The following is a 16,856-nucleotide window of genomic DNA, read 5'->3' as shown; positions in this document are numbered from 1 at the left end:
GTAGGTATTGAAATGAATTACAGTAGAAAGATAATTTTTGATGCCCGATGGCTCGGGCCACATGGTATTGGTCGGTTTGCAAAAGAAATTTATGATAACAATGAATCCTTTAAGCCATTGAAATTGAGATCAAATCCAGCGAGTCCATTAGATCCTTTTAAGTTGTCACTGTATTTAGCATTTAATCATAAAAATGATATTTTTTTGACACCGGGTTACAACCCTCCCTTATTTAACTTTAAAAAAACAATAATTACTGTTCATGATTTAAACCATATAGACGTAGAGCATAATAGTAGTTACTTAAAAAAAATATATTATAATCTAATATTAAAGAGAGCTTGTAAAAAAGTTCCAATTATTCTTACGGTTTCTGAATTTACTAAGCAAAGAATTGTCGAATGGGCGAATATAAAACCTACAAAAGTCTATGTCGTAGGAAATGGGGTGTCGAAAGAATTTAATAGAGATGTTAAACCTTTTATATATAGCAAACCATATTTTTTAATTGTAGGAAATAGAAAAAAACATAAGAATGAGATTTCCAGCCTAAAAGCGTTTAAATTATTAAAAACTGATGAATATAAAGTATTGATAACAGGAAGTGCTAGTCCAGAATTAATGGATTATATCAACAACGAGTCGCTAAATGATAATGTCCATTTTATAGGACCTCAAACTGATAGTGAATTAGCATCATTATATAAAGGTGCCGCTGCATTAGTTTTCCCTTCACTTTATGAAGGATTTGGACTGCCAGTCGTTGAAGCTATGTCTTGCGGTACTCCAGTAATAACATCAAATGTAAGCTCTCTGCCAGAGATATCAGGGGATGCTGCCATATTAGTAAATCCTCTTAATATAAATGAGATCGCAAGTGCAATGAATTCGATAATAAATGATAATTCACTAAAGAGTGAGCTTATTGAAAAAGGATATAAAGTTAGTAAGCATTATAATTGGGATATAGTTAGAGCAAAAGTGAAAGATGCCATAACTAAAATGCACAATAAGTAGCTTATATATATTACTATGCCAACAGGAAGCATTTCATGGACAAGTTATTATTCACTGTTATAGTACCTACCTTTAATGATGTACCGCGTACAATTAAATGTATTCATTCTTTAATTGAACAGACAATTTCTCCAAGTTTATTCGAAGTCATTATTGTGGATAATAACCCACAGTTATTAGAATATTGTGAAGTACCCTCGAACTTCAAAATAATACATGAACCAACGCCAGGTTCTTATGCTGCACGAAATACAGCTTTAAAACTAGCAAACGGTAAATATATTGCTTTTACCGATGCTGATTGTCTTGTATCTCCAAAATGGTTAGAATCTGCACTAAAATATTTAGATAATAAAACTGATCGAGTGGCTGGAAATATTAAGCTATTTGATGAAACCGGTTCCAAAAAAATGACCTTTTCGGCTTGTTATGAAAAAGCGTATGCGTTTGATCAAAAAACAAATGCAAGTCGTGGAGAATGTGTAACAGCGAATTTATTTATACATAAGAGTTTCATTGATAGGGTTGGTTATTTTGATAGTAATCTTTTCTCTGGAGGTGATATAGAGTGGAATCTGCGTGCAACCAAAGAGAATATTGGCATAGTTTATGCGGATGACGTTATTGTTATGCACCCTATTAGGGCGTCTTTAAAAGAGATTGTCTCCAAAAGGGTTAGGGTTATTGGTGGACAGTATAAAAAATTATCCATAATCGGTACTTTAAAATTTCTTCTTCCCCCCATAAAAGATGTTGCGTATTTATCTTCGAGAGCAGAATTAACAAGATTTGAAAAAATCAGTGCCTTTCTTATAAGATATTATTTGAAAATCATTTCATTTATTATGGTTATATTGCTTAAGCTAAATATTCAGAAACCCAAGCGAGCCTAGAAGCGATAATGGCTTAATGAGAGGTTAAATTGAAAATCGTTAGTTTCGTAATCCCTTTATATAATACTGAAAAATATATTGTAGATTGCATAGATTCAATATTGGAACAAAAAGCCATCGATTTAACATTTATTGAAATTATAGTGGTTGATGATGGTTCAACAGATAACAGTCTTTCTGTTTTAGAAAAATATAATGAAAATGAAAGCATTACTATCATAAAAAAAAGTAATAGTGGTATTTCATTAACAAGAAACTTAGGAGTAGAAAGAGCAAAAGGGGATTACATATTCTTTTTAGATAGTGATGATAAAATAGCTCCAGGTTCCTTAGCTAAAATTTTCAATATCTTAAATAATGGCAATATCGATATACTGTTTTTTGCTGGCTCAGTGTTTTATGATATTGATACAACTAACTCTTTTATGCCGATATATGAAAGAGCGAGACAAACATGTAATTCTATCATGTCAAGCAGTGACTTTTTCATTAAATCAATAAAATATAGGTCTTTTTTTGTTCAGCCATGCATGTACGTGTTTAAAAAATATTTATTTGAAGGAAATGAATTCATTCCTAATATTCTACATGAGGATAATCTATTCACCCTAGGATTGCTACTGAATAAAGATGTAAATGTATTTTGTATAAATGATAAAATTTACCAAAGACGTATCCGCAGTAATTCTATAATGACATCCGCGCACTCAGAAAAAAACGCCGATGGATATCTTTATTCTGTTAAGAATATTTATTACAGATATTATGACAAAGCTGGATCATCGAGTAAATTTAAAGCGCTCCGTTTTTTTATATTAAAACTGATAAAATGTGGCTACGTCATTAGTGATGAGATTAATTCTAATTATCATAAAACAGAGCTTGCAAAGATATATAATCAACTGAATCCTAATTGGATTGAGAGATGGAGATTTAATTCTGGTTCCGTATATAGGATAGCCAGATTTATAAAGGTAAGATATTATTATCTCAGTGGTAGGTTTTTATCACTAACTAGGTTTTTAAAATGAATTTACTTTCTAACGCTAAATGGAATGCCTTCTCGCAATTTTTTAAGATTTGTGTACAACTAGTTAACGTTATTTATCTCGCAAAAATCATTCCTCCTTCGGAATATGGTTTAATGGCTATGGCCTTAGTTATTATTAACTTAGGTATGCTGTTGAGAGACTTAGGTACTTCTTCAGCAATCATAAGACAAAAAGAACTTACTAATGACTTGATTAACACTGTTTTTTGGGTCAATGTTTTGATGGGCTGTATATTTGCACTTCTGGTCATTTTGGGATCGCCTGTTATATCAGAGATATATAAACAACCAAGATTGATAGAAGTACTGATCAGCATGAGTATTATCTTTCCACTTTCGAGTAGTGCTAGTGCCCATTTGGCATTATTGCAACGAGAATCAAAGTTCAAAGTCATTTCATTTATTGAGATATTCTCGTCTACAGTTTCAGTAATTTTGGCGTTAATTACGGCTAAGATGGGCTTTGGTGTCTATAGCTTAGTAATACAAGCTGTTTCATTAAATTTAATCTCAGCGATTCAGTTTTGGATTTGTTCTAAATGGCATCCCTCTTTCTCAAAAATAATAGTATATCATGAGTTAAAGAAAATTTTTGGGTTTAGTGCAAACGTTTCATTATTTAATATTATTAACTACTTTGCTAGGAATGCTGATAGTTTTATTATAGGTCGATATATGTCGATTGTGGTGTTGGGAAGTTATAATTTGGCATATAGGATTATGTTGTTTCCATTGCAAAGCCTAACCTTTGTAGCAACTAGGTCTTTGTATCCCGTACTTAGCCATCACCAAGATGATAATAAAAAAATTGCGTCAATATACTTGAATTGTACATTTTTTGTTCTTTTTCTTTCAGCGCCATTAATGTCTGGAATAGCAGTTTTAAGCGTTCCATTTGTAAATTGGGTTTTTGGCCCACAATGGCATATTACTGCAAATATACTAACTTGGTTAGCCCCTATTGGCATTATGCAATCTGTTCTAAGCACTACTGGTTCTGTTTTCATGGCAAAAAACAAAACAAGAACTCTTCTATATTTAGGCATATTCGGTACATTACTTCAGTTGACGTCATTCATCATTGGAGCCAAATTAGACATTGTCAGCTTCGTTAAACTCTACTTCATTGCTAATGTTATTAATTTTTTTCCTGCAATGTATTTTGTTTTTAAAATTCTTGATTCAAGTATTGTTGTTTTCCTTAAGAAAATTCTCCCAATTATACTTTCAACTTTATTAATGGTGTCAGCCATTTATATATATCTACAAAGTTTAGTTGCGAGAAGTGACGTATTTATAGTTTTGACTTCAACATGTATTGGTGTGGTTGTGTATTTCTTGGCTAGTTTTTTTTCGTCATCTGATATCAGAGAATTAATCATAAAGAAGATTTCAAAAAAACAGCATCAATCGTTTTAATCCTTAAGGTACTTTTGACAACTAGGATAATTTATGCGCTATATATGTTTTATCTTTATGCTTTTTTTCTCCATCACAAGCGCTGCAGAAGAAAAGTTTCTACTAGGAGCTGGTGTTCACCCTTCTAAATACTCTCTTACACCTCAGCAATTAGTTAGCTTATTAGTAAAATATAAAATCAAAGTGATACGATATGATTATCCTTGGTCACAAGTTGAATTAATTAAAGGCCAATACACCCCTCCAAACTATAAGTTGGATGAGCTGGTGAAGGTTGCCAACGATAATGGTATTAAGGTAATTTTAATATTAAACTATAGAAATAAGTTATATGGGAATGGTAAACCTGTTACTCATCAAGAACAAGTTGCTTTTTCTAAATATGCAGCTTGGGTTGCAAATAGATTTAAAGATTTAAACGTTATTTATGAAATTTGGAATGAATGGCCTTATTTAGAGGATGAAAGATTAGGACCGCCATTTAGCAAAGAATCAGCAATAGCATATGTTGAGTTAGTTAAAAACGCTTCACTAGCTATACATGACGCTGTACCAAACGCATATATTATAGCGGGAAGTTATAACCCTTTAAATGATAGATTTGATGGATGGTCTGAAGAAATAATCAAAGCAGGAATCTTTAATTATATCAATGCACTTTCTGTACATCCTTATTCATATCAAAAATTAAAATTTTCGGATCCAAATTATGGAATAGCCGTTCTAGATAAATTACATAGCAAGATAAAAAGGATGATAAATAGAGATGTTCAATTTTACGTAACAGAGTTCGGTTTCCCTGATTATCAGGCAAGCAATAATCTGACGAAAATTCAACGATTCAATTTTACTAAACAATATATCCTAAAAGCTAAAGAGCGTGGTTATATCTTAGGGTTGGTATGGTATGATCTCATAAATGATGGTAATGATAGTAGTGTTAAGGAACATAATTTTGGTCTTTTAGATTCATCATTAAATGAAAGGGAAAATATGAGTGGATTTTCCGCCGCAGAGAAATCCTTGTTAAATAATAATAAGGTAAATGACCAATGAAAAATGAACTTAATCAAATTCAATGGTTACGTGCTATTGCAGCAATACTAGTTGTTATAACACATTTTACTGGCAAGCCATATTCAGTTAAACTTTTTGATCATGAGTTCTCAAGCGGAGCTATAGGCGTTGATATTTTCTTCATTATATCTGGTTTCATAATGATGTATGTTTCGGATTTAAAAAAACAATACCCTATAAAATTTATATTGAATAGATTCATAAGAATTTTACCTGTGCATTATTTTTTTCTTTTTATTCTCATTATTATCTTCCTTATTAAGCCAGATATGATAAATAGTAGTGTTTCTAAAACATATGTATGGGAGTCATTCCTGTTAGTTCCTGCATTACGTAACGACGCTGAGTACCTTAATCCTGTTATATGGACTCTGTGTTACGAAATGATGTTTTACCTTATCTTTTGTGTTTCTCTTAATTTAAAAAATCTAACTACTTCTGCCATCGCAACCACTTTGGTTATATCTGCAATAGTATTTAGCGGGTTTTTCTATAAAGGAGACAATATTTATATCAGTGCAGCTACAGATAGTATTTCTTTGGAGTTTTGCTATGGTATGTTATTATATGTTTTCTATAAAAAGGGATTCTTAACTTTTCACTGGTTGTTGCCACTTATGTTAAGTATAATTTTATATTTTGTGCTTAAACAATTCGATTTTTATAGATTTATTAAGTTAGGTATCCCTAGTGCTTTAATCTTTATATCTTTTCTTAATATGAAAAATAGTAAAATTACATTCTTGAATTTCTTAGGTAAGATATCCTATGAAATATATATTTGTCATATTATGGTAATTTCTGCTTCTTATTTAATTTTGTTCCGCTTAGGTGTTTTCAATATATTTGCATATGCGACTCTAACTTCGGTTTTGATCTTGATTAGCGCTTATTTAATTAATATTTTTATTTCGAATAAAGCGCTTTCGCTAAAAAAGAAATTTGGGTTATAAATTAATTAACATTAGGGTAGATAATGAAAGATAAAATTAATATCGGTGTTGTAGCAGATTGGTTGGTAACCTATGCCGGTGCTGAACGTGTATTGAGTGAGATGTTTGATATTTTTCCTGATGCAGAGTTATATTCTATTGTTGATTTTTTGTCTGATGAAGCGCGTGAGTATTTCCATAATAAAAAGGCTAAGACAACATTTATTCAAAATTTACCATTTGCTAAGAGCAAATATCAAAACTATTTACCATTAATGCCTCTTGCAATTGAGCAGTTAGATGTTTCGGGGCATGATATAATCTTATCGAGTAGCCATGCTGTATCAAAAGGCGTATTGACTGGTCCAGATCAATTACATATAAGTTATGTACATTCTCCAATTAGATACGCATGGGACTTACAACATCAATATTTAAAAGAATCTGGTCTTGATCATGGTGTTAAAGGGATAATTGCTAAATGGTTACTACATAAAATTAGAATATGGGATTATCGTACAGCTTCAGGAGTAAACCATTTTGTTGCGAATTCTAAGTTTATTGCCAGAAGAATTAATAAAGTTTATGGAAGAACCGCTGATGTTATATATCCCCCTGTTGATGTGAAAAGATTCACTTTAAATGAAAATAAAAAAGACTATTTCGTTACAGCTTCCAGATTAGTACCATATAAAAGAGTTGATCTCATTGTTGAGGCGTTTAGTCATATGCCCGATAAACAATTAGTTGTTATAGGCGATGGTTCTGATATGAAAAAAATTAAAGCTAAAGCAACTGCTAATATAGAAATATTGGGATATCAACCCAACTCTGTAATGGAGGAGTATATGAGAAATGCAAAAGCATTTATCTTTGCTGCTGAGGAGGATTTTGGAATCACTCCGGTGGAGGCTCAAGCTTGTGGAACTCCAGTAATCGCTTTCGGAAAAGGAGGGTCATTGGAGACGGTTAGACCGCTTGGTGTTAATATGCCGACAGGTATGTTTTTCGAACAGCAAAATATCTCATCTTTGATATCTGCGGTTAATTTATTCACTGAAAATCAGGAGTTATTTGAACCTGCTAATTGTAGAGCTAATGCTCTTAAATTTTCAGTTGAACGCTTTAAGAATGAAATGAATAATTATGTTAGCCAGAAATGGACGGATTTCCAAAAGTTCAAAGCCGTTACATACTAATTATCAATTGGCATGTTCAGTTAATTTAAAAACTCGCACTGCTTCAAAGTTATTTATTGTGCACAATTAGAGAGAAATAAGCATGACTACTTTCTCACATCGAGTTCGAGCTAATGCCAATGCTTCGATTATATCAATGGTTCAACGTTTTTCAGATATATCCATAATTTTTATTGGCCTCTTCGTCGCTTGTATATTAAATGGTGTTAATTTCCAAAATAAACATGTTTTGCTTGTTTTGACAGTTCTTGTTATTTTTCAAATGATTGGCGGCATTACTGATTTTTATCGTTCATGGCGCGGAGTAAAACTATCATCTGAATTAGTATTAATTCTTAAAAACTGGACCTTAAGTATTTTATTAAGTCTGGGTATTTTTTCTCTTTTTTCTTCTTTCGATATAAGTTTAGCAATATTTCTTCTGTGGTATTGTAGTGTAACCGTTGGTTTTATTACTTGTCGTTCTTCAATACGCTTGGGGGCAGGGTTGCTCAGAAAGTTTGGATATAACACACGACGAGTTGCTGTTGTTGGGTCTACCCCCGCAGGGATTAGTTTATTAAAAGGATTTTTGGATGAACCATGGCTTGGTTTCATTGTTTTAGGTATTTATGATGATCATAACTCAAATGATTATCAAGGTATTACCTATGCGGGTAATGTTTCACAATTAGTTCAAGATGCTCGTGAAGGTAAAATTGACCGTATTTATATCGCACTTGGAATGAAAGATGAGAACCTTATAAAGAGCATTGTAAGTCAATTAACTGATACTACGTGCTCTGTTTTATTGATTCCTGATATTTTTACATTTAATATTCTGCAATCTAGGACGGAAGAAATTAATGGAGTGCCTGTTGTACCATTATTTGATACACCCTTAAGTGGAATCAACATGGTTTTTAAACGTCTGGAAGATATTATTGTTTCTTCTATTATTTTACTTTTCATTTCTCCTATACTAGTTGCCATTTCTTTAGCCGTGAAACTGTCTTCCCCTGGTCCGGTTATTTTTAGACAAATTCGTTATGGGATGGATGGAAAACCTATCAAAGTTTGGAAATTTCGCTCGATGACAGTGATGGAAAATGATGATAGGGTTATTCAAGCTACTAAAAATGATACTCGAGTAACTAAAGTCGGTAAGTTTTTACGCAGTACCTCTTTAGATGAACTCCCACAGTTCTTTAATGTTCTTTTTGGACAGATGTCTGTCGTGGGACCTCGACCTCATGCTGTTTCACACAATGAACAGTATCGTTCATTGATTCATGGTTATATGCTAAGACATAAAGTAAAACCGGGAATTACTGGCTTAGCTCAAATAAACGGTTGGCGTGGGGAAACGGACACTTTAGAAAAAATGGAAAAACGAATAGAATATGACTTGTTATACATCCGAGGATGGAGCATCTGGTTGGATCTAAAGATAATATTCCTCACGGTCTTCAAAGGTTTTATAAATAAATCTGCTTATTAGCTACAGCCGCTGTGTAAGATAGTTATTGTACATTTATGATCCAATTTTTTTATCTTGTGCCAATTAACAAATTTTCACTATGAGCCCTTTCTACTTTGGGCTAACATAATCATCACATTTAAGCTGCGAACATGTCGCAGTGACCACACCTGACAGGAGTATGTAATGTCTAAGCAACAGATCGGGGTTGTCGGTATGGCAGTGATGGGGCGTAACCTTGCGCTGAACATCGAAAGCCGTGGTTATACCGTCTCCGTTTTCAACCGCTCCCGTGAAAAGACCGAAGAAGTTATTGCCGAAAATCCAGGCAAGAAGCTGGTTCCTTACTATACAGTACAAGAGTTCGTTGAATCCCTCGAAACACCACGCCGTATCCTGTTGATGGTGAAGGCCGGGGCTGGCACCGACAGCGCCATCGATTCCCTGAAGCCTTACCTCGATAAAGGCGACATCATCATTGATGGCGGTAACACCTTCTTCCAGGACACCATCCGTCGTAACCGTGAGCTGTCTGCCGAAGGTTTCAACTTTATCGGTACCGGTGTTTCCGGTGGTGAAGAGGGCGCTCTGAAAGGGCCTTCTATCATGCCTGGTGGTCAGAAAGAAGCCTATGAGTTAGTTGCTCCGATTCTGAAGCAGATTGCTGCGGTTGCTGAAGACGGTGAGCCGTGTGTGACTTATATCGGTGCTGACGGTGCAGGCCATTATGTGAAGATGGTTCATAATGGCATCGAGTATGGCGATATGCAGCTGATTGCCGAGGCCTATGCGCTACTGAAAGGTGGTCTGGCACTTTCCAACGAAGAGCTGGCGCAAACCTTCACCGAATGGAACGAAGGTGAGTTAAGCAGCTACCTAATCGACATTACCAAAGATATCTTCACCAAGAAGGATGAAGAAGGTAAGTACCTCGTTGATGTCATTCTTGATGAAGCAGCAAACAAAGGTACCGGTAAGTGGACCAGCCAGAGCTCACTGGATCTCGGCGAACCTCTGTCTCTGATCACCGAGTCTGTATTTGCTCGCTATATTTCTTCGCTTAAAGACCAGCGTGTAGCCGCGTCGAAGGTGCTGAGTGGTCCGCAGGCCCAGCCGGCCGGTGATAAAGCTGAATTTATCGAAAAAGTGCGTCGCGCGTTGTACCTCGGTAAAATCGTTTCCTATGCTCAGGGCTTCTCCCAGCTGCGTGCTGCTTCTGATGAATACAACTGGGATCTTAACTACGGCGAAATCGCTAAGATTTTCCGCGCTGGCTGCATCATTCGTGCGCAGTTTCTGCAAAAGATCACTGATGCTTATGCGCAAAACGCTGGCATTGCTAACCTCCTGCTGGCACCATACTTCAAACAGATCGCTGATGACTATCAGCAGGCGCTGCGTGATGTCGTGGCTTATGCCGTGCAGAATGGTATTCCGGTACCGACGTTCTCTGCCGCAATAGCTTACTACGATAGTTATCGTTCCGCAGTTCTGCCAGCTAACCTGATTCAGGCTCAGCGTGATTACTTTGGTGCGCATACCTATAAACGTACGGATAAAGAAGGTGTATTCCATACCGAGTGGCTGGAATAAATTTATTCAAACAGTCAGGCCATTTGGCCTGACTGTTTTTCATTTTATATTTAATGTTGCAACCTGACCTTAAGCATTTCCTTTCTAAAAATATTTCTAATATCTAATTTTTTAATCTTTTTAAGAATTTGCCATATTTATTATCTTGTACGCCTATATTAATCTACTTCTGGCCTCAGTAAATTACTGGGTGTTAAATAACAGGGTTTTAATTAAAGGAAATTAATATGTTACTTCCTGTGATAATGGCTGGCGGTACCGGCAGTCGTCTCTGGCCGATGTCTCGCGAGCTTTACCCGAAACAGTTCCTCCGCCTGTTCGGGCAGAACTCCATGCTGCAGGAAACCATCACCCGACTCTCGGGCCTTGAAATCCATGAACCGATGGTCATCTGTAACGAAGAGCACCGCTTCCTGGTGGCCGAACAGCTGCGCCAGCTCAACAAGCTGTCGAACAACATTATTCTTGAGCCGGTCGGGCGCAACACCGCCCCGGCCATCGCCCTGGCGGCCCTCCAGGCCACCCGCCACGGCGACGACCCGCTGATGCTGGTCCTCGCCGCCGACCATATCATCAATAACCAGCCGGTCTTCCACGACGCCATCCGCGTCGCCGAGCAGTATGCCGATGAAGGCCATCTGGTCACCTTCGGTATCGTGCCGAACGCCCCGGAAACCGGCTACGGCTACATCCAGCGCGGCGTGGCCCTCACCGACAGCGCCCATACTCCGTACCAGGTGGCCCGCTTCGTGGAGAAGCCGGACCGCGAGCGCGCCGAGGCCTACCTCGCCTCCGGGGAGTACTACTGGAACAGCGGCATGTTTATGTTCCGCGCCAAAAAATACCTTTCCGAGCTGGCCAAATTCCGCCCGGATATCCTCGAAGCCTGCCAGGCCGCGGTCAATGCCGCCGACAACGGCAGCGACTTCATCAGCATTCCGCATGACATTTTCTGCGAGTGCCCGGACGAGTCCGTGGACTACGCGGTGATGGAGAAAACCGCCGACGCGGTGGTGGTCGGTCTCGATGCCGACTGGAGCGACGTCGGCTCCTGGTCCGCCCTGTGGGAGGTCAGCCCGAAAGATGAGCAGGGTAACGTCCTCAGCGGCGACGCGTGGGTGCACAACAGCGAAAACTGCTACATCAACAGCGACGAGAAGCTGGTGGCGGCTATCGGCGTGGAGAACCTGGTGATTGTCAGCACCAAGGACGCCGTGCTGGTGATGAACCGCGAGCGTTCCCAGGACGTGAAGAAGGCGGTCGAGTTCCTCAAGCAGAACCAGCGCAGCGAGTACAAGCGCCACCGCGAGATTTACCGTCCCTGGGGCCGCTGCGACGTGGTGGTCCAGACCCCGCGCTTCAACGTCAACCGCATCACCGTGAAACCGGGCGGCGCCTTCTCGATGCAGATGCACCACCACCGCGCCGAGCACTGGGTCATTCTCGCCGGCACCGGCCAGGTGACGGTGAACGGCAAGCAGTTCCTGCTGACCGAGAACCAGTCCACCTTTATTCCGATTGGCGCCGAGCACAGTCTGGAAAACCCGGGCCGCATTCCGCTGGAAGTGCTGGAGATCCAGTCGGGGTCGTACCTCGGCGAGGACGACATTATTCGTATTAAAGACCAGTATGGTCGTTGCTAATTTTTTCGGGACAAAACGCAGAATGACACAGTTAACATGCTTTAAGGCTTATGACATCCGTGGTGAACTGGGCGAGGAGCTGAACGAGGACATCGCCTACCGTATCGGCCGCGCCTACGGCGAATTTCTGAAACCCGGGAAGATAGTGGTGGGGGGCGATGTGCGCCTCACCAGCGAGTCGCTGAAGCTGGCGCTGGCCCGCGGGCTGATGGACGCCGGCACCGACGTGCTGGATATCGGCCTGAGCGGCACGGAAGAGATTTACTTCGCCACTTTCCACCTCGGGGTGGACGGCGGTATCGAGGTGACGGCGAGCCATAACCCGATGAACTACAACGGCATGAAGCTGGTGCGCGAGAACGCGAAGCCCATCAGCGGCGACACCGGCCTGCGGGATATCCAGCGCCTGGCGGAGGAGAACCAGTTCCCGCCGGTGGACCCGGCGCGTCGCGGGACCCTGCGCCAGATTTCGGTGCTGAAGGAGTACGTCGACCACCTGATGGGCTACGTGGACCTGGCGAACTTTACCCGTCCGCTGAAGCTGGTGGTGAACTCCGGCAACGGGGCGGCGGGGCACGTGATTGATGAAGTGGAGAAACGCTTCGCGGCGGCCGGGGCGCCGGTGACCTTTATCAAGGTGCATCACCAGCCGGACGGCCATTTCCCGAACGGTATCCCGAACCCGCTGCTGCCGGAGTGCCGCCAGGACACCGCCGACGCGGTGCGTGCGCATCAGGCGGACATGGGGATCGCCTTTGACGGCGACTTCGACCGCTGCTTCCTGTTCGATGACGAGGCGTCGTTTATCGAGGGGTACTACATTGTCGGCCTGCTGGCGGAGGCGTTCCTGCAGAAGCAGCCGGGGGCGAAAATCATTCACGACCCGCGTCTGACGTGGAACACGGTGGACATCGTGACCCGCAGCGGCGGCCAGCCGGTGATGTCGAAGACGGGGCATGCGTTCATCAAGGAGCGGATGCGCCAGGAAGACGCCATCTACGGCGGGGAGATGAGCGCGCACCATTACTTCCGCGACTTCGCCTACTGCGACAGCGGGATGATCCCGTGGCTGCTGGTGGCGGAGCTGCTGTGCCTGAAGAACAGTTCGCTGAAATCGCTGGTGGCGGACCGCCAGGCGGCGTTCCCGGCGTCGGGGGAGATCAACCGCAAGCTGGGGAATGCGGCGGAGGCGATAGCGCGCATCCGGGCGCAGTATGAGCCGGCGGCCGCACACATCGACACAACGGACGGTATCAGTATTGAATACCCTGAGTGGCGCTTTAACCTGCGCACGTCCAACACGGAGCCGGTGGTGCGTCTGAACGTTGAGTCCAGAGCGGATACGGCGTTAATGAATGCAAAAACCGAAGAGATTTTAGCTCTTCTCAAGTAATGCATTATCCATAATGGAAGCCATAGGGTCAGATTTTAATCGTATTATTGACCTTATGGCTTATTCTTGACATCCCACTGGTCAAAGCGTAAAACCGCCCACAGAATTATTTAATTTCGTGGCTATCCGCCATTATCCAGTTAACTGATTAAAGTGTAATCTCATGAAAATTACTATTTCCGGTACAGGTTATGTTGGTTTATCGAACGGTGTCCTGATTGCGCAAAACCACGAAGTGGTGGCCCTGGATATCGTGCAGGCCAAAGTGGATATGCTTAACCAGAAGATCTCTCCGATTGTCGATAAAGAGATTCAGGAATATCTGGCAGAAAAACCGTTAAATTTCCGTGCCACCACGGATAAGCACGACGCATACCGTAATGCCGACTACGTGATCATTGCGACGCCGACCGATTACGATCCCAAAACCAACTACTTCAACACCTCTACGGTGGAAGCGGTTATTCGCGATGTAACAGAGATCAACCCGAACGCGGTGATGATCATTAAATCGACCATCCCGGTGGGGTTCACCCGCGACATCAAAGAACGTTTAGGGATTGATAATGTTATTTTCTCTCCGGAGTTCCTGCGTGAAGGACGTGCGCTGTACGACAACCTGCACCCGTCGCGTATTGTCATCGGTGAGCGCTCTGCGCGTGCCGAACGTTTTGCTGATCTGCTGAAAGAAGGCGCGATCAAGCAGGATATCCCAACCCTGTTTACCGACTCCACCGAAGCGGAAGCGATCAAACTGTTCGCTAACACCTATCTGGCGCTGCGCGTTGCCTATTTCAACGAGCTCGACAGCTATGCTGAAAGCCAGGGGCTGAACAGCAAGCAGATTATCGAAGGGGTATGCCTGGATCCGCGTATCGGCAACCACTACAACAACCCGTCCTTTGGTTATGGCGGCTACTGCCTGCCGAAAGATACCAAGCAGCTGCTGGCGAACTACGAATCGGTCCCGAACAATATCATCGCGGCTATCGTCGATGCCAACCGTACCCGTAAAGACTTTATCGCGGATTCTATTCTCGCTCGTAAGCCGAAAGTAGTGGGTGTGTATCGCCTGATCATGAAGAGTGGTTCGGACAACTTCCGCGCCTCTTCTATTCAGGGCATTATGAAGCGCATCAAGGCGAAAGGTATTCCGGTTATTATCTATGAACCGGTGATGCAGGAAGATGAGTTCTTCAACTCCCGCGTCGTGCGCGACCTGGATGCCTTCAAACAAGAGGCGGATGTGATCATCTCTAACCGTATGGCGGAAGAACTGGCAGATGTGGCGGACAAGGTTTACACCCGCGATCTGTTTGGCAACGATTAATCCTGTTTGTCTGTCACTGGCGGCCTGCCGCCGCCAGTGTGTTCCTTTATCCCTTCCTCATTTCTCCTACCCCGAGCCTATTTTCCGCTCATTCAGATTAACCTCAATAAATTGTGATGGACATTACGATCCTGCTCAAAAGCCGTTGCGGGTTGAAAACAGGTCCGATAAGTTAAACTTACCTTGTGAAGAGCTACCGTCACTGTGATGTAGATGCCGGAGATAAGCGCCGGGAGGTAAAACAAAGCCTGCAACGCAGGCTTTTGTTATTTATGTCCTATGAAAAAACGCGGGATAGGGCGCGAGTAGCGTTATTTTTTTCTTGCCTTAAGGCCATGCCAAAACGCAGAATGAATAGTCATTCTGTCATATCATTTTTTTATCTCTTAATATTATCTTAATCTAATTGCAATATGAAGCGGGCCTTACCACTTGCGTTTATTAAACGTCAGTTTCGTTTTCTTTCTGTCTTTTAAATAAGAAATTAAGAAATAAACGGAAACAGCGGCTTTGTTGAATAAATCAGATTTCGGGTAAGTCTCCCCCGTAGCGGGTTGTGTTTTCAGGCAATACGCACGCTTTCAGGCATACCTGCTTTCGTCATTTTGTTCAGCGCTCGTACCAGGGCCATAGCCTCCGCAACCTGACCATCGTAGTCACGCAGCGTCAGTGAACCCCCGAACAGCTGTTTTACCCGGTACATCGCCGTTTCCGCTATCGAGCGACGGTTGTAATCTGTTGTCCATTTCCACCGCGCATTACTCCCGGTCATTCGCTGATTAGCCACTGCACGGTTACGGTCTGCATATTCACCGGGCCAGTAACCCGCACCTTTTCGGGGTGGGATAAGCGCGCTGATTTTCTTACGCCGCAGTTCATCGTGACAGAGCCGGGTGTCGTAAGCGCCGTCTGCCGATGCTGCCCTGATTTTTCTGTGAGTCTGCCGGATAAGACCCGGGAAGGCTTCTGAGTCCGTCACATTGTTCAGCGACAGGTCTGCACAGATGATTTCATGTGTGTTGCTGTCAACTGCCAGATGCAACTTTCGCCATATACGACGGCGTTCCTGGCCATGCTTTTTGACTTTACACTCGCCTTCACCGAAGACCTTCAGCCCGGTGGAATCAATTACCAGGTGTGCGATTTCACCCTGGGTGGGCGTTTTGAAACTGACATTAACCGACTTTGCCCGCCTGCTGACACAGCTGTAATCCGGGCAGCGTAGCGGAACGTTCATCAGAGAAAAAATGGAATCAATAAAGCCCTGCGCAGCGCGCAGGGTCAGCCTGAATACGCGTTTAATGACCAGCACAGTCGTGATGGCAAGGTCAGAATAGCGCTGAGGTCTGCCTCGTGAAGAAGGTGTTGCTGACTCATACCAGGCCTGAATAGCTTCATCATCCAGCCAGAAAGTTATGGAGCCACGGTTGATGAGGGCTTTATTGTAGGTGGGCCAGTTGGTGATTTTGAACTTTTGCTTTGCCACGGAACGGTCTGCGTTGTCGGGAAGATACGTGATCTGATCCTTCAACTCAGCAAAAGTTCGATTTATTCAACAAAGCCGGAAACAGCAAGTAGTATGGCAGCGACCACTAAGAAAAATAGGTTTTCCATAATATCTACCACAGGGCGTATGTTGATTGAATTATTAGTTTGATAAGCAATACATCAGTTTTATGCTGTTGCATGGCTTGCTCTAACATATCCTGGATTTAGGAAAATTCCTACAGATAGTAATGTTTTTTATCAATCAGCATATAATGCTGTTTCCGCTAACCAAATTGGTCTGGACACCAGAAAAGTTTCAGTGCCTGGCGCGCGGATATTTGCTTTTCTGAAAAAGGCTGGAT

Annotated in this window: 13 protein-coding genes and 1 pseudogene; 12 read left to right on the top strand and 2 right to left on the bottom strand. The window is 41.7% G+C overall.

All coding sequences use genetic code 11. The features are described from left to right. Positions 1-12 precede the first annotated feature (12 nt). The 12 genes from BHE81_RS10625 to ugd all read left to right on the top strand — a co-directional run bounded on the left by BHE81_RS10625 (position 13) and on the right by ugd (position 15,006). Positions 13-1,017 carry a glycosyltransferase family 4 protein gene (locus BHE81_RS10625; RefSeq protein ID WP_077250752.1) on the top strand — a complete coding sequence of 335 codons (1,005 nt, stop codon included), beginning with the start codon at positions 13-15 and terminating at the stop codon, positions 1,015-1,017. Between the two features lie 35 nt (positions 1,018-1,052). Beyond that, a complete protein-coding gene (locus tag BHE81_RS10620; protein WP_020723561.1) occupies positions 1,053-1,910 on the top strand; it encodes a glycosyltransferase family 2 protein in 858 nt (285 codons plus the stop codon). Positions 1,911-1,939: 29 nt separating this feature from the next. Continuing rightward, on the top strand, positions 1,940-2,941 hold the full coding sequence (locus BHE81_RS10615; RefSeq protein WP_130943308.1) for a glycosyltransferase: 1,002 nt from the start codon (positions 1,940-1,942) through the stop codon (positions 2,939-2,941). Beyond that, entirely contained in the window at positions 2,938-4,380 is a 1,443-nt protein-coding gene (locus BHE81_RS10610) for a lipopolysaccharide biosynthesis protein (RefSeq protein ID WP_019705203.1), read from the top strand. The genes BHE81_RS10615 and BHE81_RS10610 overlap by 4 nt, the downstream gene beginning before the upstream one ends. 33 nt (positions 4,381-4,413) lie before the next feature. Further along, positions 4,414-5,436: a cellulase family glycosylhydrolase gene (locus BHE81_RS10605; protein ID WP_048816439.1), complete on the top strand. Its 1,023-nt coding sequence runs from the start codon at positions 4,414-4,416 to the stop codon at positions 5,434-5,436. Further along, entirely contained in the window at positions 5,433-6,410 is a 978-nt protein-coding gene (locus tag BHE81_RS10600; protein ID WP_149888801.1) for an acyltransferase family protein, read from the top strand. Before BHE81_RS10605 ends, BHE81_RS10600 begins: the two co-directional genes overlap by 4 nt. Positions 6,411-6,433: 23 nt before the next feature. Beyond that, complete coding sequence (locus BHE81_RS10595; RefSeq protein ID WP_026008350.1) at positions 6,434-7,588, top strand: glycosyltransferase family 4 protein; 1,155 nt, start codon at positions 6,434-6,436, stop codon at positions 7,586-7,588. A gap of 82 nt (positions 7,589-7,670) precedes the next feature. Beyond that, positions 7,671-9,068: an undecaprenyl-phosphate glucose phosphotransferase gene (wcaJ, locus tag BHE81_RS10590; RefSeq protein ID WP_019705199.1), complete on the top strand. Its 1,398-nt coding sequence runs from the start codon at positions 7,671-7,673 to the stop codon at positions 9,066-9,068. 165 nt (positions 9,069-9,233) lie between these two features. Then, a complete protein-coding gene (gndA, locus tag BHE81_RS10585; protein ID WP_000043543.1) occupies positions 9,234-10,640 on the top strand; it encodes an NADP-dependent phosphogluconate dehydrogenase in 1,407 nt (468 codons plus the stop codon). Between the two features lie 227 nt (positions 10,641-10,867). Then, entirely contained in the window at positions 10,868-12,283 is a 1,416-nt protein-coding gene (locus tag BHE81_RS10580) for a mannose-1-phosphate guanylyltransferase/mannose-6-phosphate isomerase (protein ID WP_004180506.1), read from the top strand. 22 nt (positions 12,284-12,305) lie between these two features. Continuing rightward, a complete protein-coding gene (rfbK, locus tag BHE81_RS10575; protein WP_004899416.1) occupies positions 12,306-13,676 on the top strand; it encodes an O9 family phosphomannomutase RfbK in 1,371 nt (456 codons plus the stop codon). A 163-nt stretch (positions 13,677-13,839) separates the two neighbouring features. After that, positions 13,840-15,006: a UDP-glucose 6-dehydrogenase gene (ugd, locus tag BHE81_RS10570; protein ID WP_000704907.1), complete on the top strand. Its 1,167-nt coding sequence runs from the start codon at positions 13,840-13,842 to the stop codon at positions 15,004-15,006. Between the two features lie 425 nt (positions 15,007-15,431). Here the strand turns inward: ugd and BHE81_RS28695 are convergent. Next, positions 15,432-15,512: pseudogene (locus BHE81_RS28695) on the bottom strand (small membrane protein); the annotation flags it as partial. Positions 15,513-15,568: 56 nt separating this feature from the next. Then, a complete protein-coding gene (locus BHE81_RS10560; protein WP_172622142.1) occupies positions 15,569-16,537 on the bottom strand; it encodes an IS5-like element IS903B family transposase in 969 nt (322 codons plus the stop codon). Between the last annotated feature and the right edge of the window lie 319 nt (positions 16,538-16,856).

The organism is Klebsiella sp. AqSCr (genome assembly GCF_008452795.1).
Taxonomy (GTDB): Bacteria; Pseudomonadota; Gammaproteobacteria; order Enterobacterales; family Enterobacteriaceae; genus Klebsiella; species Klebsiella pneumoniae.
The sequence above is the reverse complement of the archived record's forward strand: the minus strand, read 5'-3'. Positions and strand labels throughout refer to the sequence as shown.